Origin of the sequence: Pelagimonas sp. KU-00592-HH (assembly GCF_040369695.1) — a bacterium.
Lineage (GTDB): Bacteria > Pseudomonadota > Alphaproteobacteria > Rhodobacterales > Rhodobacteraceae > Shimia.
On sequence record NZ_BAABWM010000003.1, the window covers coordinates 550,818 to 567,795 of the forward strand.

Here is a 16,978-nt window from a genome sequence, read left to right on the forward strand (position 1 = left end):
TGCAAGGGAGGATCAAGATGTATCTCAAACGGGCCGTATTGGGCCTTGGGCTGGCCGTGGGAGTGGCCGGCCTTGCCCTGGCCAATGAACCGGCGATTAGCTCATCCACCGCCGACCACTCGAAATTTCCCGGCCTGCAAAAGGACTTCACCTCCGGCCCCGAGGTGACCGAGGCCTGCCTTGAGTGCCACACCGAGGCGGATGACCAGTTCATGCACTCGATCCACTTCCGCTGGGACTACGAACAACCCGAAACCGGCCAGCGTCTTGGCAAGAAGAACGTGATCAACGCCTTCTGCGGCTCGGTCGCAGGCAACGAACCGCGCTGTACCTCCTGTCACGCGGGCTATGGCTGGGAGGACATGTCGCAAGAGCCACCCAAAGACACCAACGCCAAGGATTGCCTTGTCTGCCATGACAAATCGGACCAATACACAAAGCTGGCAACCGGGGCAGGGCACCCGCCAATGGAGGCAAAGGGCAAAACCATCACCGGCGCCAAGGCCTGGGTCGTTGATCTCAAGAAGGCCGCGATGAGCGTCGGCATGCCCGACCGGGACAATTGCGGCAACTGCCACTTTTACGGCGGCGGCGGAGACAACGTGAAACACGGCGATCTCTCGTCTGTGCTGTATGATCCGCCACGCGAAGTCGACGTGCACATGTCCAAGGACGGCGAGAACATGGTCTGTTCCGATTGCCACGTCAGCGACCGCCACCAATGGGCCGGTTCGCGCTACAACGTGACCGCCTCCGATCCACACGGCACCGGAAAACCGGGCGAGGCCCGCAGTGCCGCAACCTGTCAGTCCTGCCATGACAACGATCCGCACCCGGCGAACATCAAGGGCCTCAAGCTGAACGATCACACCGACAAGCTGGCCTGTCAGACCTGTCACATCCCGGAATACGCCCGTGGCGGCGTGCCAACCAAATCCTTCTGGGATTGGTCGACAGCGGGCAAGCTGAACGAGGACGGCTCGATCATCAAGGAAGACAACTATGTCTCCTCAAGCGGCAAACACATGCACACCTACATGTCGACCAAGGGCCATTTCGACTATGCCGAAGATGCCACCCCGCACTATGCGTGGTTTGACGGTCAGGTCGAGTATTCGACCATCGACCGCAAGATCGACCCGACACAGGTTGTCGACGTGAACCAGATCAAGGGGGATCCCACGGACGGCACCTCTCGCATCTGGCCTTTCAAACGGATGGAAGGGCGGCAGGCCTATGACAGCGTCAACAACACGCTGGTCTATACCCATGTCTGGGGGCCAAAGACCGATACCGCCTTCTGGACCAATTTCGATTGGCCCAAGGCGATCGAGGCAGGCATGAAGGCCGCCAATCAACCGTACTCCGGGCAATACGGGTTCGTGGATACCTACATGTACTGGCCGATCACCCACATGGTGGCCCCGGCGGAACAGGCGGTGGACTGTGTGGAATGCCATGCCGAAGACGGGCGTCTTGCCAATGTGGCCGGTGTTTTCATGCCCGGCACCAACACCAACAGCCTTGTCGGGTTGCTTGGCAAGGCCTTGATCCTGCTCACACTTCTTGGCGTCCTTGGTCATGCGGCCCTGCGCCTCTTCAGCCGCAACGGAGGCAGCCATGAATAAACGTATCGTCAAGATTTACCCGTTCTTCGAACGTTTCTGGCACTGGGCACAGGTGCTCCTGATCCTGGCCCTTATGGTAACCGGCATGGGGTTGAATGGCGTCCACGGCCTGATCCCCTTTGGACCGGCCGTCATGTTGCACACGCTGGCCGCGCTGGTTTTGTTGGCGCTCTGGATCTTTGCAACCTTCTGGCTGTTCACCACCGGCGCATGGCGTCAGTTCATCCCCAAGATCGAAGGCATGCTGTCGGTGGCCCGCTTCTATGCCTACGGTGTTTTCAAGGGGGAGGAACACCCCTATGAAAAGATCTTCTGGCGCAAGCACAACCCGCTCCAGGCCGCGACCTACTTTGTGCTCAAGTGGTTCATTTTCCCGGCGATCTGGGTCACCGGTCTCCTGTACCTGACCTACAACTTCTGGGCCGATGGCAACTCAATCGTCGCGATCACCCTGATTGCCAACCTGCATCTCCTGTCGGCCTATGTGATCGGGGCGTTCATCATCGTGCATATCTACCTGCTGACGGTGGGGCATGGCTTCCGAAGCCACGTGCAGCCGATGATCACCGGCTATGACGAGATCGACCTGACGCCTGAGCAGGAAGCCTATCTTGAAACCAACGAGCCAAACCGCCTAAAACCCTTGCAGGGCTAGGGCAGGGACAGCAAAGGCCGTTTTATTCCTACCCTTGGGCCTTTGCCAGAAAAGGCGCTCTCACGGGCGCCTTTTCATTTGTTCAGGCAACGCGCGCGAGGGGCGTTGACAGGGCGCATTACGCAAAATCAGTCAATACACCTCTGCAATACCGACGTGATACCGACGCGAAACAGACGCCTGATTTTGCAAAAATTCCGGTTAACCTTCACGGCCGAAGCCCGCAATCCCGACTTCCGGGCATAAGAAAAGCCGGTCCCAAACACTGGAAACCGGCTTGGTAAGCGTGAGTTTTGAAAGGCGTTAACGACCCCAGGTGCGGACCGGACCACAGTCCATATGCACGAAGTTCGACCCCGAGTAGCGGCCCACGCCACCCGCACGACAGGCGCTTGCGGCACGTGCCATCTGGCTCACCGAACGTGATCCCAGACGCAGGTCAGCCGCCTGACCCTTCATGTGCAGCGAGTTCTTGGCCACACCGCGCGACCGGCTGCGCAGCATCGCGTTGGTTTGCGGGCTGCGGTAGCCCGACAGCAGCATATAGGGTTCGTTCACATCCATCATGTTGTGCGCGGCGGCCATGATGTCGATGGTACGCAGGTCCATGGTCTTGACGCCATTGGTGCGCCAGTCGCGCATGAACTTGTTGATTTCTTTCACGGATTCTTTGATGTACTCGCCTTCGATCCAGTAGATCGTATCGAGGCGCTCGCCGGTGCGGCCCGAGTACATACGGATGCGGCGGATATCGCCAGCGCCCTTGAGGAAACCCGCTGCATTGGAGAAGGTTGGTGCGGCTACGAGTGTGGTTGCCGCAAATGCGCGCAGCAAGCCGCGCCGCGTAAAGCTCACAGAACTGTTATCGTTCATCGTTTCTAGCGCCTGTCCCGTCGCTACCTTTTTGATATCGCCACGATTTTTCGTGGTCGCGTTGTATCCATCCCCAGATGCGCACCTTATGCCACAAAGCGATTCTCTGACCAAGTGTTCATTTCCGGCATGCGCGGAATGTGGAATAATTTAGGCGGAAATCTGCTGAAACTTCGTAAATTTCGCTGATGTGGCGTAGAAGTCGCGCATTTTCCCCTTGAGCCGCAGCATTACCAATTGTGAATGGACACACCCCGTTTTTTTCGGGACAAACGTAGAAACGCATCGGTTTATTTGCGCGAGGAAGACCATATGTTGCTGTCATTTCATTCACTGCGTCGACATTTTGTGATTGCCGGCTTTGTTCTGGCAGCGCACGGGGGCCTTTTTGCGACCCCTGCGCAAGCTGAACTGACGGCTTTCAAACAGGCGGTTGCCGAAACCGCTGCGCGTGATGCGGATATCGCCAAATTCTACCGCGAAAACGGCTATCGCCCGATCTGGACCGGCACCGATGCCGATGATCTGGAACGCCGCCGCGCCCTGTTGCAGGCGCTTGAAAACGCGGATGAACACGGTCTTCCCGCGGCACGCTATGACTTCAACGCACTTTATCAGCAGCTTTCTGAGGCCAAGACACCACGCGACCTTGGCAAGCTCGAAGTGGCCCTTGCCAAGGCTTACCTGGGATATGCCCGCGACGTTCAGACCGGCATGTTCGTGCCCTCTAAGCTCGACGAGGGCATTGTCCGCAAGGCGCCGGTGCGAGATCGCGGCCTCTACCTGTCTGAACTCCTAATCTCCGATCCGACCGACTACATCCGTGCGTTGCCGCCAACCACGCCGGAATACAATCGCCTGATGAAGGAAAAGCTGCGCCTCGAACGTGAGGCCGCTCGTGGCGGCTGGGGGCCCAAAGTCAAAGCCAAGAAGCTTGAACCCGGTGACAAGGGCAACGCGGTTGTCGCTCTGCGCAATCGCCTCATTGCACTCGGATACCTTCAGCGTAGCGCCGCAGGCACCTTTAATTCCGAAATGGAAAAAGCCGTTCAGGCCTTCCAGATCGACCACGGGCTTGAATCCGACGGCGTCGCCGGCGCCTCGACCATTGCCGAGGTGAACCGTACGCCGGTCGAGCGCCTGAAATCTGTCATTGTCGCGATGGAACGTGAACGCTGGCTGAACAAACCGCGCGGTGAACGGCATGTCATGGTCAACCTGACCGACTTCAAGGCCAAGATCATTGACGACGGCAAGGTCACTTTTGAAACCCGTTCGGTTGTCGGCAAGAACCAGCATGACCGTCGCAGCCCCGAATTCTCGGACGTGATGGAGCACATGGTCATCAACCCGACGTGGAATGTTCCGCGTTCGATTGCGACCAAGGAATATCTTCCGATGCTGAAGAAAAACCCGAATGCGGTCAGCTATCTCAAGCTGATCGACTCGCGGGGGAAAGTGGTCAACCGCGGGGCCGTGGACTTCACCCAATTCAGCGCCAACACCTTTCCCTTCGACATCAAACAGCCGCCCAGCAAAAGCAACGCGCTTGGCCTTGTGAAGTTCATGTTCCCGAACCGTCACAACATCTATCTGCACGACACCCCCGCCAAGAGCCTGTTTGCCCGCGAGGTGCGCGCCTTCAGCCATGGATGCATCCGCCTGCATCAGCCGTTTGATTTCGCCTATGCCCTTCTGGCTGTACAGCAGGACAATCCCAAGCCGTACTTCCACAAGATCCTGAAAACCGGACGTGAGACGCAGGTCGATCTGAAGAAACACGTTCCGGTCCACATCATCTACCGCACCGCCTTTACCAACGCCAAAGGCCCGGTTCAGTATCGCCGCGACGTCTATGGTCGTGACGCCAAGATCTGGCAGGCGATGGCCAATGAAGGGGTGGTCTTGCGGACGGTTCAGGGCTAAAACCCTCGCAAATTGCGAGGAATTCATGGCCCATACGATCCAGCAGATTGCTGATGCCATCGGCGCAGAAGCCTTTGGGAATACTGACCTTTTGGTTGAAAAAGTATCCGAGCCGGCAATGGCTGGCCCGGATGATCTTGCGCTTCTGACAAACCCCAAGTTCGCCGCTGGCCTGTCGCAGGGCAAGGCGCGTGCCGCCATGGTCTGGCCTGATGCCGACTGGCAGGCGCTTGGCCTTGAAGGTGGGCTTTATTCGCCGCGCGGGCGCTATGGCATGGCCGGACTTTCGAAAATGATGGACCCGGGCCAGCACTTTGGCGAGGGCATCCATCCTTCGGCCGTGATCGACCCCAGCGCCGAAATCGGCGAGAACGTCACCATTGCCCCGCTTGCGATCATCGGCCCGCGTGCCCGCATCGGCGCCAACTGCGTGATTGGCCCGCATTGCCATGTCGGCGCAGACGTCACATTGGGCGAGGGCGCCTTCCTGCGCGAGATGGTCTCGATCGGAGCCCGCGCCACCATCGGCCGCAATTTCATCGCCCAGCCCGGTGCGCGTATCGGCTCGGATGGATTTTCCTTTGTCACCCCCGAGAAATCCGGCGTGGAATCCGCGCGTGAAACCCTTGGCGATCAGGGCGAAGTGAAATCACAGGCCTGGACCCGCATTCATTCCCTTGGCTCGGTCACCATCGGCGACGACGTCGAGATCGGCGCCAACGCCTGCATCGATTGCGGCACCATCCGTGACACCCGCATCGGCAACGGCGTGAAACTCGACAACATGGTGCACATCGCCCACAACGTTGAAATCGGCGAGAACACGCTACTTGCAGGGCAGTGCGGCATCGCGGGCTCGACCAAGATCGGCAAGAACGTCGTGATGGGTGGCCAGTGCGGGGTCAGCGACAACACGACAGTCGGTGACAACGTGATTGCCGGCGGCGCAACCAAGATCCTCTCCAAGGTGCCGGCAGGCCGCGTTCTGCTTGGCTATCCGGCTGTCAAAATGGAGTCACATTTGGAGATGTATAAGGGGCTCCGTCGCCTGCCTCGGCTGTTCGCTGACGTGGCGGCGCTGCAGAAAAAAGTTTCCAACTCGGAAACCAATGACTAAATGACTGCCAGTATTGGCGAAAGGAAGACACAATGAGCGTCAAGGACCAGGTTATCGAAATCATCGCGGAACAAGCCGTTCTCGAGCCATCCGACGTCACTCTCGAAAGCACGCTTGAGGATCTGGGCATCGACAGCCTTGGTCTGGTCGAGAGCATTTTCGCGATCGAGGAAGCCTTCGACATCACCGTACCTTTCAACGCCAATGAACCCACCGAGAGCGATTTTGACATTTCCTCGGTGGCGTCCATCATTGCCGGTATCGAAAAGCTGGTTGCCGACCAGTCCTGACTTTTCCCCGATCCGGAGGATTGATCCATGAAACGTGTCGTGATCACCGGCGCCGGAACCATCAACGCTCTTGGCCACAACGTGGCCGATACGCTTGATGCGATGAAAGAGGGGCGCTGTGGTATCGGCCCCCTTGAAATGCGCGACGTTGACCGTCTTGCAATCAAGATCGGCGGTCAGGTGCGCGGCTTTGAGGCCGAAAACCTGTTCAACCGCCAGCAAAACGCGCTCTATGACCGCTTTACCCAGTTTGCCCTGGTTGCCGCCCGCGAGGCCATCGCCCAATCCGGCCTTGAGTTTTCTGGCGAAATGGCGGCCCGCTCCGGCGTTGTGCTTGGCACCTCGGGCGGAGGTATGCAGACGCTCGACGAGAACTATCGCACGGTCTATGAGGACGGAAAAAACCGCGTGCACCCCTTCGTTGTGCCCAAGCTCATGAACAACGCCGCGGCCAGCCACATCAGCATGGAGTTCAATCTCAAGGGCCCCAGCTTTACCGTGGCCACCGCCTGTGCCTCGTCCAACCACGCCATGAGCCAGGCCTTCCAATTGGTACGCTACGGTGCGGCCCCCGTGATGGTAACTGGCGGGTCGGAATCCATGCTGTGCTTTGGCGGCGTCAAGGCCTGGGAAGGCCTGCGCGTCATGTCCAAGGATGCCTGCCGTCCGTTCTCGGCCAACCGAAATGGCATGGTTCAGGGCGAAGGGGCAGGGGTGTTTGTCTTCGAAGAATACGAACACGCCAAGGCGCGCGGCGCGGAAATCCTCGCCGAAGTGGTGGGCTTTGCCATGTCGTCAGATGCCTCCGACATCGTGATGCCCTCGAAACAGGGCGCGGCACGGGCGATCTCGGGCGCCTTGGCCGATGGCGGCATCAACCGCGACGAGGTGGGATACATCAACGCCCACGGCACCGGCACCGCCGCCAATGACAAGACGGAATGCGCCGCCGTGGCAGATGTATTTGGCCAGCACGCGGATGATCTGATGATCTCGTCGACCAAGTCGATGCATGGCCACCTGATCGGCGGCACCGGTGCAGTAGAACTTCTGGCCTGTATCATGGCTCTGCGGGATGGCGTGATCGCGCCCACCATCAGCTATGAAGAGCCCGATCCCGAATGCGCCCTTGACGTCGTGCCGAACGAGGCGCGCGAAGCCAAGGTCGACGTGGCCCTTTCCAACGCCTTCGCCTTTGGCGGCCTGAACGCGGTCCTGGCCCTGCGCAAAGTCTGATCCGGTTGATAAAAAATAACGCCGCACTGTAATCCAGTGCGGCGTCTGTGTTTGGTATCAAGCAGGTAACTTTACTGGGGAACGGGCGTCGCCCTGTCATATGCCTTGGTGATCCCTGTCAAGGACAGTCGCACCTGAACGGGCTTTTCAGGTGTCAAAGCGTGGTAGATCACGGCTACTCCCTCCGTCCCTTCTTTGAGCGCCTTCACCTCGATCGGGGAAAGACTCATGCGGGCGATACATCCGCCGCCATGGCAGAAAATGAATGGAACACGCTGGACGAGAACGCCATCCACTGCAATGCCAAGGCCCGCGCCAAGCAGCGTTTGCAGAGGAGCAATGAATGTCGCTTGGGCAGCAACGGTGCCACCTTCCGGCATTTTTGCCAGTTCTACTTCGATAATCGGATAGTTTTCCTGATCAACGAGTGTTTGATAAAGCACGCAGGGCTTTGGATCTGGCCCCTCCTTCGAACACCGTAGATCCCAGTCACCGATGATTTCCGAAGTGACATTTTCAGGCACAGGGGGGCGCGGCGGGGCCGCCGGCTTGCTTTCCATCAGAGAGCCGTCAGACAGCGATCCGACCTGGGCCATCAGGGGCGTCGCTGCGAGCATTGAGACAGCGGCAAGAATTTTCACAATCTTGGACATTGGTATTTCCGTATAAATCAGATCCGAGTCGAACATGGCTTACCATGCCCAACGTCAATTGTCAGGCGAACCAAACGGTTTAGCAGCACTACAGCAGAATTTCGCCCGCCGAATGCACCGTATTGGGAGGGTAAAAGAAAAAGAGGCCCGCAGGCCTCTTTTCCATTTTCACTCCCCGTCGGACTGGCCGACTTATTCATTGCCGAAACGCTACGAAATGAAACGGCACCCGTCAACAGGAAAAATTTCTTATTTCAGCCTGATTTTCCACGAAAAAATGGCCGGACGTGTTTTGCCCGGCCCAGTCTGACAGGGAGGAATTTCGCTCTTTCCCGTACAAAGGGAAAAACGAATGCAAACAACACTGGCAGGAAAGCCTTAACATTGTATTTTCGAAGGGCGCGGGCAGTGAGCAGCAAAGGACGTAACAGGTGCAAGATTCAGTATTCATCGGCGGTGGCGGAGAAGCCTATGCCACCAAACAGGGCCTCAAGCTCAAATACGCCAACCGCCACGGCCTGATTGCGGGGGCCACCGGCACCGGCAAGACGGTCACGCTTCAGATCCTTGCCGAGGGCTTTTCCAAGGCCGGCGTGCCGGTCTTCCTGTCGGACGTGAAAGGAGATCTCTCGGGACTGGCAGCGGCGGGCAGCGAGGGGTTCAAGCTGCACCAGGCCTTCACCGACCGCGCCACCAAGATCGGCTTTGATGACTACACCTACGAAAGCTTCCCGGTTACCTTCTGGGATCTCTTCGGTGAACAGGGCCATCCCGTGCGCACCACCGTTGCGGAAATGGGGCCGTTGCTGCTGTCGCGCCTGATGGACCTGACCGAGGCACAGGAAGGTATCCTCAACATCGCCTTCCGCCTCTCCGACGAACAGGGCCTGCCGCTTCTCGACCTCAAGGACCTGCAGGCGCTGCTGGTCTGGGTGGGCGAAAACCGCAAGGAACTCTCGCTGCGCTACGGCGCGGTCTCGGTGGCCTCGATCGGCGCCATCCAGCGCCGTCTCCTGATCCTCGAAAACCAGGGCGGCACCAAGCTGTTCGGCGAACCCGCACTTGCGCTTTCCGACATCATGCGCACCGACCCGGACGGGTGCGGCCGCGTCAACATCCTTGCCGCCGACAAGCTGATGGGGTCTCCGCGCCTCTATGCAACCTTCCTCCTGTGGCTTCTCTCCGAACTCTTCGAAGAGCTGCCCGAAGTGGGCGACCCTGACAAACCCCGGCTGGTGTTCTTCTTCGACGAGGCCCACCTCCTTTTCGATGGCGCACCAAAGGCGCTGGTCGATAAGGTCGAACAGGTCGCCCGCCTGATCCGTTCCAAGGGCGTCGGCATCTACTTTGTCACCCAGAACCCCGCCGACGTGCCCGAGGATGTGCTGGGCCAGCTGGGCAACCGCATCCAGCACGCCCTGCGCGCCTTTACCGGACGTGACAAGAAACAACTGCGCCTCGCGGCCGAAACCTACCGCGAAAACCCGCGCTTTGACACCGAACAGGCCATCCGCGAGGTCGGGGTGGGCGAGGCAGTCACCTCGATGCTGGCGAAAAAGGGCATCCCCGGCGTGGTCGAACGCACCCTGATCCGCCCACCGTCCTCGCAACTGGGGCCGCTTGACGACACACTGCGCAAACAGGTCATCGCCACCTCTCCGGTTTCCGGAAAATATGAAACCGTTCAGGATCGCCGCTCGGCCTATGAAATCCTCAAGCAACGCGCCGAAAAGGCCGCCTCCGAAGCCGAAGCCGCCGAGGCCCGCGAAGAGGAAATGTCGATGGCAGAACGCGAATTCAACGCCGCCCGCCGCTATTCCGGCAGCCGCGTATCCCGCTCGTCCTCGCGCAGCATGCGCATTTCCAAGGATGACAGCTTTGGCACCGCCATGGGCAAGATGGTGATGAAGGAACTGACCGGCACCACCGGCCGCAAGATCGTGCGGGGCATCCTCGGCGGCTTGTTCAAGGGGCGCTGACAGCCCCGCTTCGATGCACCCAAAATACTCCCGCCGGAGGCAAAAAGGCCGCTCACTCGAGCGGCCTTTCTTTTGGACCTATCGTAACAGTCCTTATTTCTCGGGGATCAGGCCCCGTGGGCTGAACCGCAGCACCAGCAACAACACAACACCCATCGTCAACAGGCGCATATGCGCGGCGCTGTCGATCAGATGTGCCTTGAGTGCGCTGTCCTCGGCCATGCCGTAGGTGATCAGCTGCATCAGGCCAAGGCCCAGCGGTTCCACCTGCACCCAAAGGAACCAGATCAGGAACCCACCCAGAACCGAACCGAGGTTGTTGCCCGAACCGCCCACGATCACCATCACCCAGACAAGGAAGGTAAAGCGCAGCGGGTTATACGTCCCCGGCGTCAGCTGGCCATCCAGCGTGGTCAGCATGGCACCCGCGATGCCACAGACCGCAGAACCCAAAACGAAGATCTGCAAGTGGCGGCGGGTCACGTTCTTGCCCATCGCCTCTGCGGCCACCTCGTTGTCACGGATCGCACGCATCATGCGGCCCCAGGGCGATTTCAGCGCCAGCTGCGCCATTACGAGGATGATCACCAGTACGATGGTAAACAGAACCGAGTAGCCCAGTTTGACGTACAGCGTCGAGGCCACCACCGGATCGAGCCCAAGTGACTGCGCGTTGCTGACAAAGGTCTCGGAGTTCTGGAGGTCGATTTCGCGCGGCACAGGGCGGGGCAGGCCCACCACGTTTTTCACGCCCCGCGCCAGCCAGTCCTCGTTCTTCAGAACCGCAAGAATGATCTCCGCGATGCCCAGCGTCGCAATGGCAAGATAGTCCGAGCGCAGACCCAGCGCCGTTTTACCGATCAGCCAGGCCGCACCCGCCGCCAGAAGGCCGCCGATGATCCACGCGAACAGGACCGGCAGGCCAAGGCCACCCAGGTTACCGGTCGCCGCCGGGTTGATAGCTTCGATGGCCTTCACCGCCGGATCGAAAAGGCCACGGTAGAGGAAGAAGCCCGCGATCAGCACGGCCAGCATCGCCAGACCACGCATACGGCCCTTGAGACGGCCATTCAGCAGGATCGCCACCGCGATGGTGCCAACACCCACCAGAAGCGCAAAGATCACCCGCGTGCCGCCTGCGGCCCAGGCTTCCCCCACCGGCGGCATAGAGGTCAGGACAACCGCCAGACCACCCAGGGCCACAAAACCCATGACGCCCACGTTGAACAGGCCGGCAAAGCCCCATTGCAGGTTCACCCCAAGCGCCATGATCGCCGAGATCAGCCCCATGTTCAGGATGAACAGCGCCGAGTTCCACGACTGAATGACACCCGTGCCGATGATCAGCGCCGCAACAATTGCGAAGAGGGCAGTGTTTTTCACTGTATCGCTCATACCGATTTCCCCTTGAAGATGCCGGTTGGCTTGAACAGAAGCACGACGATCAGGATCACGAAGCTGACCGCGAACTTGTAGTCGGTGGACAGAAGCTGAACGAGACCGCTGGGTTCCAGCCCCTCGGGCATCCAGTAGGTCAGAACCTTCTTCCACGCATAGGTGATGGTGACTTCCGAAAAGGCGATCACGAAACCGCCCGCGATGGCGCCCAAGGGGCTACCGAGCCCGCCGACAATGGCCGAGGCAAAGATCGGCAGCAACAGCTGGAAGTACACGAAGGGTTTGAACGTCTTGTCGAGGCCGTAAAGGACGCCGGCAATCGTCGCCAGTGCCGCCACGATCATCCAGGTATACATCACCACCCGCTCGGGGTTGATGCCCGACAACAGCGCGAGATCCTCGTTGTCCGAATAGGCGCGCATCGATTTGCCGGTGCGGGTGCGGTTCAGGAACCAGAACAGCGCCGCAACGCAGATCACCGCGACAACAACGGTCAGGCCCTGCGTCGTCTTGATCGCGAGACCTTCCCGGAGGCCGGTCATCTGTTTGAACTCGCGTACCGAGATGATGAAGCGCTCGCCATCGGCGAACTTCTGGTCATTTGGGCCGATGATGAAACGCACAAGGCCGTTCATGATGAACATCACACCCATCGACACGATCACGAGGATCACCGGCTTGGCCTTCTGGTCGCGGTAGAACTTGTAAACCATCCTGTCCGTGATCAGCACCAGTGCCATGGTTCCGACAATCGCGAAGGGCAGGGCCAAAAGCGCCGTGGGCAGCGGGCCAAAGGAAATACCCATGCCCTGCAGTAGCCATGTCACCAGCACCGCCAGCATGGCTCCGAAGGCCATGGTGTCGCCATGGGCAAAGTTCGAAAAGCGCAGGATTCCATAGATAAGCGTCACCCCAAGCGCGCCAAGAGCCAGCTGGCTGCCATAGGCGATCGCGGGGATCAGCACGAAGTTGGAGAGGGCCACAAGGCCATTCAGAAAGTCCATCAGGTCATCTCTCTCGTGAATTCGTCAGTCGTGTTCTTGGTCATTGGCTTAGCCTCCCAGGAACGATTTGCGGACTTCGGGATCGGCCAGTAGCTCTTTCCCGGTGCCCGAATAGGCGTTCTTGCCCTGGACCAGCACATAGCCCTTGTCGGCAATCTCGAGCGCCTGCTTGGCGTTCTGTTCCACCATCAGGATCGGCAGGCCGGTGCGGCTCACCTCGATGATACGGTCAAACAGTTCGTCCATCACGATGGGCGACACACCCGCCGTCGGCTCGTCGAGCATCAACAGCTTCGGCTTGGTCATCAGCGCGCGGCCCACGGCCACCTGCTGACGCTGCCCACCCGAAAGCTCGCCCGCGTGCTGGTACCGCTTTTCTTTCAGGATCGGAAACAGGTCATACACCTGTTCCATCGTCTCGCTGATGTCATCGGTGCGGATGAAGGCCCCCATCTCGAGGTTCTCTTCCACCGTCATCGAGGTAAAGATGTTGTGGGTCTGGGGCACAAAGCCCATGCCCTTCACAACCCGCTGTTGCGGGCTCAGTTTGGTGATGTCCTCACCATCGAAAAGCACGCTGCCGGTATGCACGTTCAGCATCCCGAACACCGCCTTCATGGCAGTTGACTTGCCGGCACCGTTCGGCCCGACAATCACGGCGATCTCGCCCTTGTCGACCGAGATCGTGCAATCGTGCAGGATGTCCGGCCCCTTGCCATATCCGCCGGTCATGTTCTGTCCGATCAGAAAGCTCATCTTGTCGTTATCCTTCCTGGCTCACCCTGTCCGCCTGTCGCCGCTCGGGCGTATCTGCGCGAAAAGGGTAGACGTCGCTCGGGTTGGCGCACCAACCCGCAAAGAGGCACCCGCCTTCGTGGCGGGCATGGCCTCTCGTCAGGCTTCCATCATTTCTTTGTTCTTGAGACCGGTGCCGAGATAGGCTTCGATCACCTGTTCGTTGGCCTTGATCTCGTCCAGCGTCCCCTGTGCCAGAACCTTGCCTTCGGCCATGCAGATCACCGGATCGCAGATACGGCCAATGAACTCCATGTCGTGTTCGATCACGACAAAGGTATAGCCGCGCTCCTGGTTCAGGCGCTTGATGGCATCGGCGATGGTATAAAGCAGGGTCCGGTTCACACCGGCGCCCACCTCATCCAGAAAGACGATCTTGGCATCGACCATCATCGTGCGGCCAAGTTCCAACAGCTTCTTCTGGCCACCTGACACCTCGCCGGCCTTCAGATCGGCGATATGGCTGATGGTCAGGAACTCGAGAACCTCGTCCGCCTTGGCCCGCAACGCGCGCTCTTCGTCGGCGATACGCTTGCGGCCAAACCATGTGTTCCACAGCGTTTCACCGGATTGACCGCCCGGCACCATCATCAGGTTCTCGCGGCAGGTCATTGAACTGAACTCATGCGCGATCTGGAAGGTGCGCAGCAATCCCTTGTGGAACAGCTGGTGCGGCGGCAGGCCCGTGATGTCCTCGCCATCCATGGTGATCCGGCCACTGGTGGGTTTCAGAACCCCGGCAATCACGTTGAAGAGGGTGGTTTTCCCGGCGCCGTTTGGTCCGATCAGGCCGGTGATCGATCCCGGTGCAATGGACATCGTGGCCCCATCGACGGCACGAAAGCCGCCAAAATGCTTGTGAACGTCTTCGACGACGATCATGTGGTTATCCCCCGAGGCGCTTTTTGGCGCGCCTTCTGAAATGGTGGAGCAGCCCGAACGGAAATCCGGGCTGCCCTAGATTGAACTCTTGCTGGCTTAGTGGAACTTGGCCGTGGTGATCTTGCCACCTTCGATCACGATCTCACGATAGCCGCCAGCGGCTTCACCGCCACCGATCAGCTCGACCGCGGTCGCGCCCACATAGTCGACATCGCCGCCACCGGCAATGATGTCCAGCGCCTTGCCCAGCTCACCCGGATAGATTTTCTCACCCGGAGCGTTGGCAACGTCCATGATCTTGGCAGCATAGGCGCTTGCGTCCGAAGACCCAGCGGCCTGCATGGCCAGCATGATCAGGGCAGCCGCGTCATAGCTTTCGCCGATGTAGGGGCCGGATGCGTCCGCACCGGTTGCCGATACCTTTTCGGTTACCATCGAAGCGTCTGCCGACTCGCTGCCCGGAACGGTGCCGATCGAACCTTCGATCTCGTCACCAAAGGCCGCTTCCAGCGCCGAACCGATCATGCCGTCGGGCAGGGCGAAGGTGTCGAATGCGCCGGTGTCGAGGGCTGCACGGATAACGCCCGGGCCACCTTGGTCGACGTAACCGGCAACAACCAGCAGGTCACCACCAGCGGCTGCCAGCGTTGCAACTTCTGCCGAGTAGTCGGCCTTGCCGTCTTCATGTGCGGTGGTTGCGGTCACTTCGCCACCCAGCGCGGTGAAGGCCGCCGAGATGCTGTCTGCCAGACCCTTGCCATAGTCGTTGTTGGTGTAGGTGATCGCGACCGAGTTGATACCCTTGTCTTTCATCACCTGCGCCAGAACCTGACCCTGACGGGCGTCCGACGGTGCGGTGCGGAAGAACAGGCCATTGTCCTCTGCGCTCGACAGCGCGGGCGAGGTCGCCGACGGCGAGATCATGACCATGCCGTTCGGAACGGCCACGTTTGCAAGGATCGCACCGGTCACACCCGAGCAGTCCGCGCCCATGATGCCCTTGACGCCGTCTGCGGTGATCAGACGCTCTGCCGCAGCCGATGCCGCGCCCGCGTCAACGCAGGTCGAGTCACCACGCACAGGGGTAACGGTCGAACCGCCCAAGAGCTTGCCGCTGTCGGACACTTCTTTCATTGCAACTTCTGCACCGGCGGCCATGGCCGGGGTCAGCGATTCAATCGGACCGGTAAAGCCCAGGATCACGCCCAGTTTGACGTCATCGGCCGAAACCGCGCCCGCCATCAGAGAAGCCGCTGCGGATGCCATCAGCAGTTTTTTCATGTTTTCACACTCCCTAAGTGGATATTGTTGTTCCAGACCCGAGCCTATGGCCGAAAAAAACAAAAGAAAAGGGGGGCAGACGCCGTTTCCCTAGGGAAGCGTGAAACTAATTCGTTGTCTGTCGTCGCAACAGGGAGAACTGTCGTATGAAGCCCCTCATGATCCTGGCCCTGCTTGTCCTGCAAGCCCTGCCACTGTCCGCGCAATCCATCGATTCCAGCGCCGGCAAGATCACCGTCACCCGCATGGCCGACGGGTTCAAAGGCCCCTGGTCGCTTGCTTTCCTGCCGGACGGCGGCTTTCTGGTCACCGAAAAACGCGGACGTCTCTGGCGTGTCGGCACCGACGGGCGGCGCGTGGAAATCACCGGACTTCCCGACATCAAGGTACAGGGGCAGGGTGGTCTGCTCGATATTCTGGTCCCCCGCGATTTCGCGTCGACCCGCGAGATTCTCTTTACCTATGTGAAGGCCCAGAAAGGCGGCTCCGGAACCGCACTGGCCCGTGCCATCCTGCCACAGGGCCAAACGCGCCTTCAGGATGTCGTGACGCTGTTCGAAATGGCGCCCGGCTCTTCCGGTGGCCGCCACTTCGGAAGCCGCATCGTCGAATCCCGGGATGGCCAGCTGTTCATCACCATCGGCGAACGCGGTGACCGGCCTTCGGCGCAGGATCTCGCCTCGCACAACGGCGCGATTATCCGCCTGAACCGCGACGGATCGATCCCGCGGGACAATCCCTTTGTCGGCCTCGAAGGCGCGCAACCTGAAATCTGGTCTTACGGCCACCGCAACCCTCAGGGCGCAGCACTTGATCTTAAGGGGCAACTCTGGGCCGTAGAACACGGGGCCAAGGGCGGCGACGAGGTTAACCGCATCCGCAAAGGGGCTAACTATGGCTGGCCCGTCATTGCCTACGGCCGTCACTATTCGGGGTTCAAGATCGGCGAGGGCACGGCCAAACCCGGCATGGAGCAACCCGCCTTTTTCTGGGACCCGTCGATTGCGCCCTCCGGCATGATGATCTACTCGGGACGTCTCTTCCCGGAATGGCGCGGAGATACCTTTGTTGGAAGCTTGAAATATGATTATATTTCAAGGCTTTCAGGCGTTACTTTAAAAGAAGTGGAGCAACTGAAAAGCAACCGCACCGCGCGCGTTCGTGATATACGTGAGGCTGCGGACGGAAGCATTTGGTTTATAGCGGAAGATAACGGTTCGGTGTTCCGGATCACACCCAAAAATTGAACAAAAAGGAGCTA

Annotated in this window: 16 protein-coding genes; 9 read left to right on the forward strand and 7 right to left on the reverse strand. The window is 59.5% G+C overall.

Features of this window, described 5'->3' with window-relative positions; translation table 11 throughout:
- Nucleotides 1–17: 17 nt before the first annotated feature.
- Nucleotides 18–1,628, forward strand: a complete 1,611-nt coding sequence (locus tag ABWV42_RS15005) for a tetrathionate reductase family octaheme c-type cytochrome (protein WP_353340883.1) — start codon at nucleotides 18–20, stop codon at nucleotides 1,626–1,628.
- The gene (locus ABWV42_RS15010) at nucleotides 1,621–2,283 is read left to right on the forward strand and encodes a cytochrome b/b6 domain-containing protein (protein WP_353340884.1); all 663 of its coding nucleotides are present in this window, start codon (nucleotides 1,621–1,623) and stop codon (nucleotides 2,281–2,283) included. Before ABWV42_RS15005 ends, ABWV42_RS15010 begins: the two co-directional genes overlap by 8 nt.
- 303 nt (nucleotides 2,284–2,586) lie before the next feature.
- Here ABWV42_RS15010 and mepK read toward each other — a convergent pair whose 3' ends face one another.
- Nucleotides 2,587–3,156, reverse strand: coding sequence for a peptidoglycan L,D-endopeptidase MepK (mepK, locus tag ABWV42_RS15015; RefSeq protein WP_255106695.1), 570 nt, complete (start codon nucleotides 3,154–3,156; stop codon nucleotides 2,587–2,589).
- A gap of 312 nt (nucleotides 3,157–3,468) precedes the next feature.
- Between mepK and ABWV42_RS15020 the strand changes: the two genes are divergently transcribed.
- From ABWV42_RS15020 to ABWV42_RS15035, 4 genes are read left to right on the forward strand one after another with little or no spacing between them, the layout of a single operon-like run.
- On the forward strand, nucleotides 3,469–5,082 hold the full coding sequence (locus tag ABWV42_RS15020) for a L,D-transpeptidase family protein (protein ID WP_353340885.1): 1,614 nt from the start codon (nucleotides 3,469–3,471) through the stop codon (nucleotides 5,080–5,082).
- Between the two features lie 25 nt (nucleotides 5,083–5,107).
- Nucleotides 5,108–6,199, forward strand: a complete 1,092-nt coding sequence (gene lpxD / locus ABWV42_RS15025) for a UDP-3-O-(3-hydroxymyristoyl)glucosamine N-acyltransferase (RefSeq protein WP_353340886.1) — start codon at nucleotides 5,108–5,110, stop codon at nucleotides 6,197–6,199.
- A gap of 32 nt (nucleotides 6,200–6,231) precedes the next feature.
- Entirely contained in the window at nucleotides 6,232–6,489 is a 258-nt protein-coding gene (locus ABWV42_RS15030; protein ID WP_255106698.1) for an acyl carrier protein, read from the forward strand.
- Between the two features lie 27 nt (nucleotides 6,490–6,516).
- Complete coding sequence (locus tag ABWV42_RS15035) at nucleotides 6,517–7,725, forward strand: beta-ketoacyl-[acyl-carrier-protein] synthase family protein (protein ID WP_255106699.1); 1,209 nt, start codon at nucleotides 6,517–6,519, stop codon at nucleotides 7,723–7,725.
- Between the two features lie 71 nt (nucleotides 7,726–7,796).
- On the opposite strand, the gene ABWV42_RS15040 is transcribed toward ABWV42_RS15035, so the two are convergent.
- Nucleotides 7,797–8,378, reverse strand: a complete 582-nt coding sequence (locus ABWV42_RS15040; RefSeq protein ID WP_353340887.1) for an invasion associated locus B family protein — start codon at nucleotides 8,376–8,378, stop codon at nucleotides 7,797–7,799.
- A 34-nt stretch (nucleotides 8,379–8,412) separates the two neighbouring features.
- Here ABWV42_RS15040 and ABWV42_RS15045 point away from each other — a divergent pair, with 34 nt between their 5' ends.
- A complete protein-coding gene (locus tag ABWV42_RS15045) occupies nucleotides 8,413–8,688 on the forward strand; it encodes a hypothetical protein (protein ID WP_353340888.1) in 276 nt (91 codons plus the stop codon).
- A gap of 121 nt (nucleotides 8,689–8,809) precedes the next feature.
- Nucleotides 8,810–10,357, forward strand: coding sequence for a helicase HerA-like domain-containing protein (locus ABWV42_RS15050; RefSeq protein WP_353340889.1), 1,548 nt, complete (start codon nucleotides 8,810–8,812; stop codon nucleotides 10,355–10,357).
- A gap of 93 nt (nucleotides 10,358–10,450) precedes the next feature.
- Here the strand turns inward: ABWV42_RS15050 and ABWV42_RS15055 are convergent, their stop codons facing one another.
- From ABWV42_RS15055 to ABWV42_RS15075, 5 genes are all read right to left on the reverse strand, one after another.
- On the reverse strand, nucleotides 10,451–11,752 hold the full coding sequence (locus tag ABWV42_RS15055) for a branched-chain amino acid ABC transporter permease (RefSeq protein WP_353340890.1): 1,302 nt from the start codon (nucleotides 11,750–11,752) through the stop codon (nucleotides 10,451–10,453).
- On the reverse strand, nucleotides 11,749–12,759 hold the full coding sequence (locus ABWV42_RS15060) for a branched-chain amino acid ABC transporter permease (RefSeq protein ID WP_353340891.1): 1,011 nt from the start codon (nucleotides 12,757–12,759) through the stop codon (nucleotides 11,749–11,751). Before ABWV42_RS15060 ends, ABWV42_RS15055 begins: the two co-directional genes overlap by 4 nt.
- Before the next feature lie 48 nt (nucleotides 12,760–12,807).
- Nucleotides 12,808–13,515 carry an ABC transporter ATP-binding protein gene (locus ABWV42_RS15065; RefSeq protein ID WP_255106709.1) on the reverse strand — a complete coding sequence of 236 codons (708 nt, stop codon included), beginning with the start codon at nucleotides 13,513–13,515 and terminating at the stop codon, nucleotides 12,808–12,810.
- A gap of 138 nt (nucleotides 13,516–13,653) precedes the next feature.
- Complete coding sequence (locus tag ABWV42_RS15070; RefSeq protein ID WP_255106711.1) at nucleotides 13,654–14,436, reverse strand: ABC transporter ATP-binding protein; 783 nt, start codon at nucleotides 14,434–14,436, stop codon at nucleotides 13,654–13,656.
- Nucleotides 14,437–14,532: 96 nt separating this feature from the next.
- Nucleotides 14,533–15,717, reverse strand: coding sequence for an ABC transporter substrate-binding protein (locus ABWV42_RS15075; RefSeq protein WP_255106713.1), 1,185 nt, complete (start codon nucleotides 15,715–15,717; stop codon nucleotides 14,533–14,535).
- A gap of 146 nt (nucleotides 15,718–15,863) precedes the next feature.
- On the opposite strand from ABWV42_RS15075, the gene ABWV42_RS15080 reads away from it, so the two are divergent.
- Nucleotides 15,864–16,964, forward strand: coding sequence for a PQQ-dependent sugar dehydrogenase (locus ABWV42_RS15080; protein WP_353340892.1), 1,101 nt, complete (start codon nucleotides 15,864–15,866; stop codon nucleotides 16,962–16,964).
- Nucleotides 16,965–16,978: the final 14 nt, after the last annotated feature.

Excerpts from the sequence above, each read along its gene's own strand:
- ABWV42_RS15005 (WP_353340883.1), top strand. The coding sequence starts at position 18 with ATGTATCTCAAACGGGCCGTATTGGGCCTTGGGCTGGCCGTGGGAGTG.
- ABWV42_RS15010 (WP_353340884.1), top strand. The coding sequence starts at position 1,621 with ATGAATAAACGTATCGTCAAGATTTACCCGTTCTTCGAACGTTTCTGG.
- mepK (WP_255106695.1), bottom strand. The coding sequence starts at position 3,156 with ATGAACGATAACAGTTCTGTGAGCTTTACGCGGCGCGGCTTGCTGCGC.
- ABWV42_RS15020 (WP_353340885.1), top strand. The coding sequence starts at position 3,469 with ATGTTGCTGTCATTTCATTCACTGCGTCGACATTTTGTGATTGCCGGC.
- lpxD (WP_353340886.1), top strand. The coding sequence starts at position 5,108 with ATGGCCCATACGATCCAGCAGATTGCTGATGCCATCGGCGCAGAAGCC.
- ABWV42_RS15030 (WP_255106698.1), top strand. The coding sequence starts at position 6,232 with ATGAGCGTCAAGGACCAGGTTATCGAAATCATCGCGGAACAAGCCGTT.
- ABWV42_RS15035 (WP_255106699.1), top strand. The coding sequence starts at position 6,517 with ATGAAACGTGTCGTGATCACCGGCGCCGGAACCATCAACGCTCTTGGC.
- ABWV42_RS15040 (WP_353340887.1), bottom strand. The coding sequence starts at position 8,378 with ATGTCCAAGATTGTGAAAATTCTTGCCGCTGTCTCAATGCTCGCAGCG.
- ABWV42_RS15045 (WP_353340888.1), top strand. The coding sequence starts at position 8,413 with ATGGCTTACCATGCCCAACGTCAATTGTCAGGCGAACCAAACGGTTTA.
- ABWV42_RS15055 (WP_353340890.1), bottom strand. The coding sequence starts at position 11,752 with ATGAGCGATACAGTGAAAAACACTGCCCTCTTCGCAATTGTTGCGGCG.
- ABWV42_RS15060 (WP_353340891.1), bottom strand. The coding sequence starts at position 12,759 with ATGGACTTTCTGAATGGCCTTGTGGCCCTCTCCAACTTCGTGCTGATC.
- ABWV42_RS15065 (WP_255106709.1), bottom strand. The coding sequence starts at position 13,515 with ATGAGCTTTCTGATCGGACAGAACATGACCGGCGGATATGGCAAGGGG.
- ABWV42_RS15070 (WP_255106711.1), bottom strand. The coding sequence starts at position 14,436 with ATGATCGTCGTCGAAGACGTTCACAAGCATTTTGGCGGCTTTCGTGCC.
- ABWV42_RS15075 (WP_255106713.1), bottom strand. The coding sequence starts at position 15,717 with ATGAAAAAACTGCTGATGGCATCCGCAGCGGCTTCTCTGATGGCGGGC.
- ABWV42_RS15080 (WP_353340892.1), top strand. The coding sequence starts at position 15,864 with ATGAAGCCCCTCATGATCCTGGCCCTGCTTGTCCTGCAAGCCCTGCCA.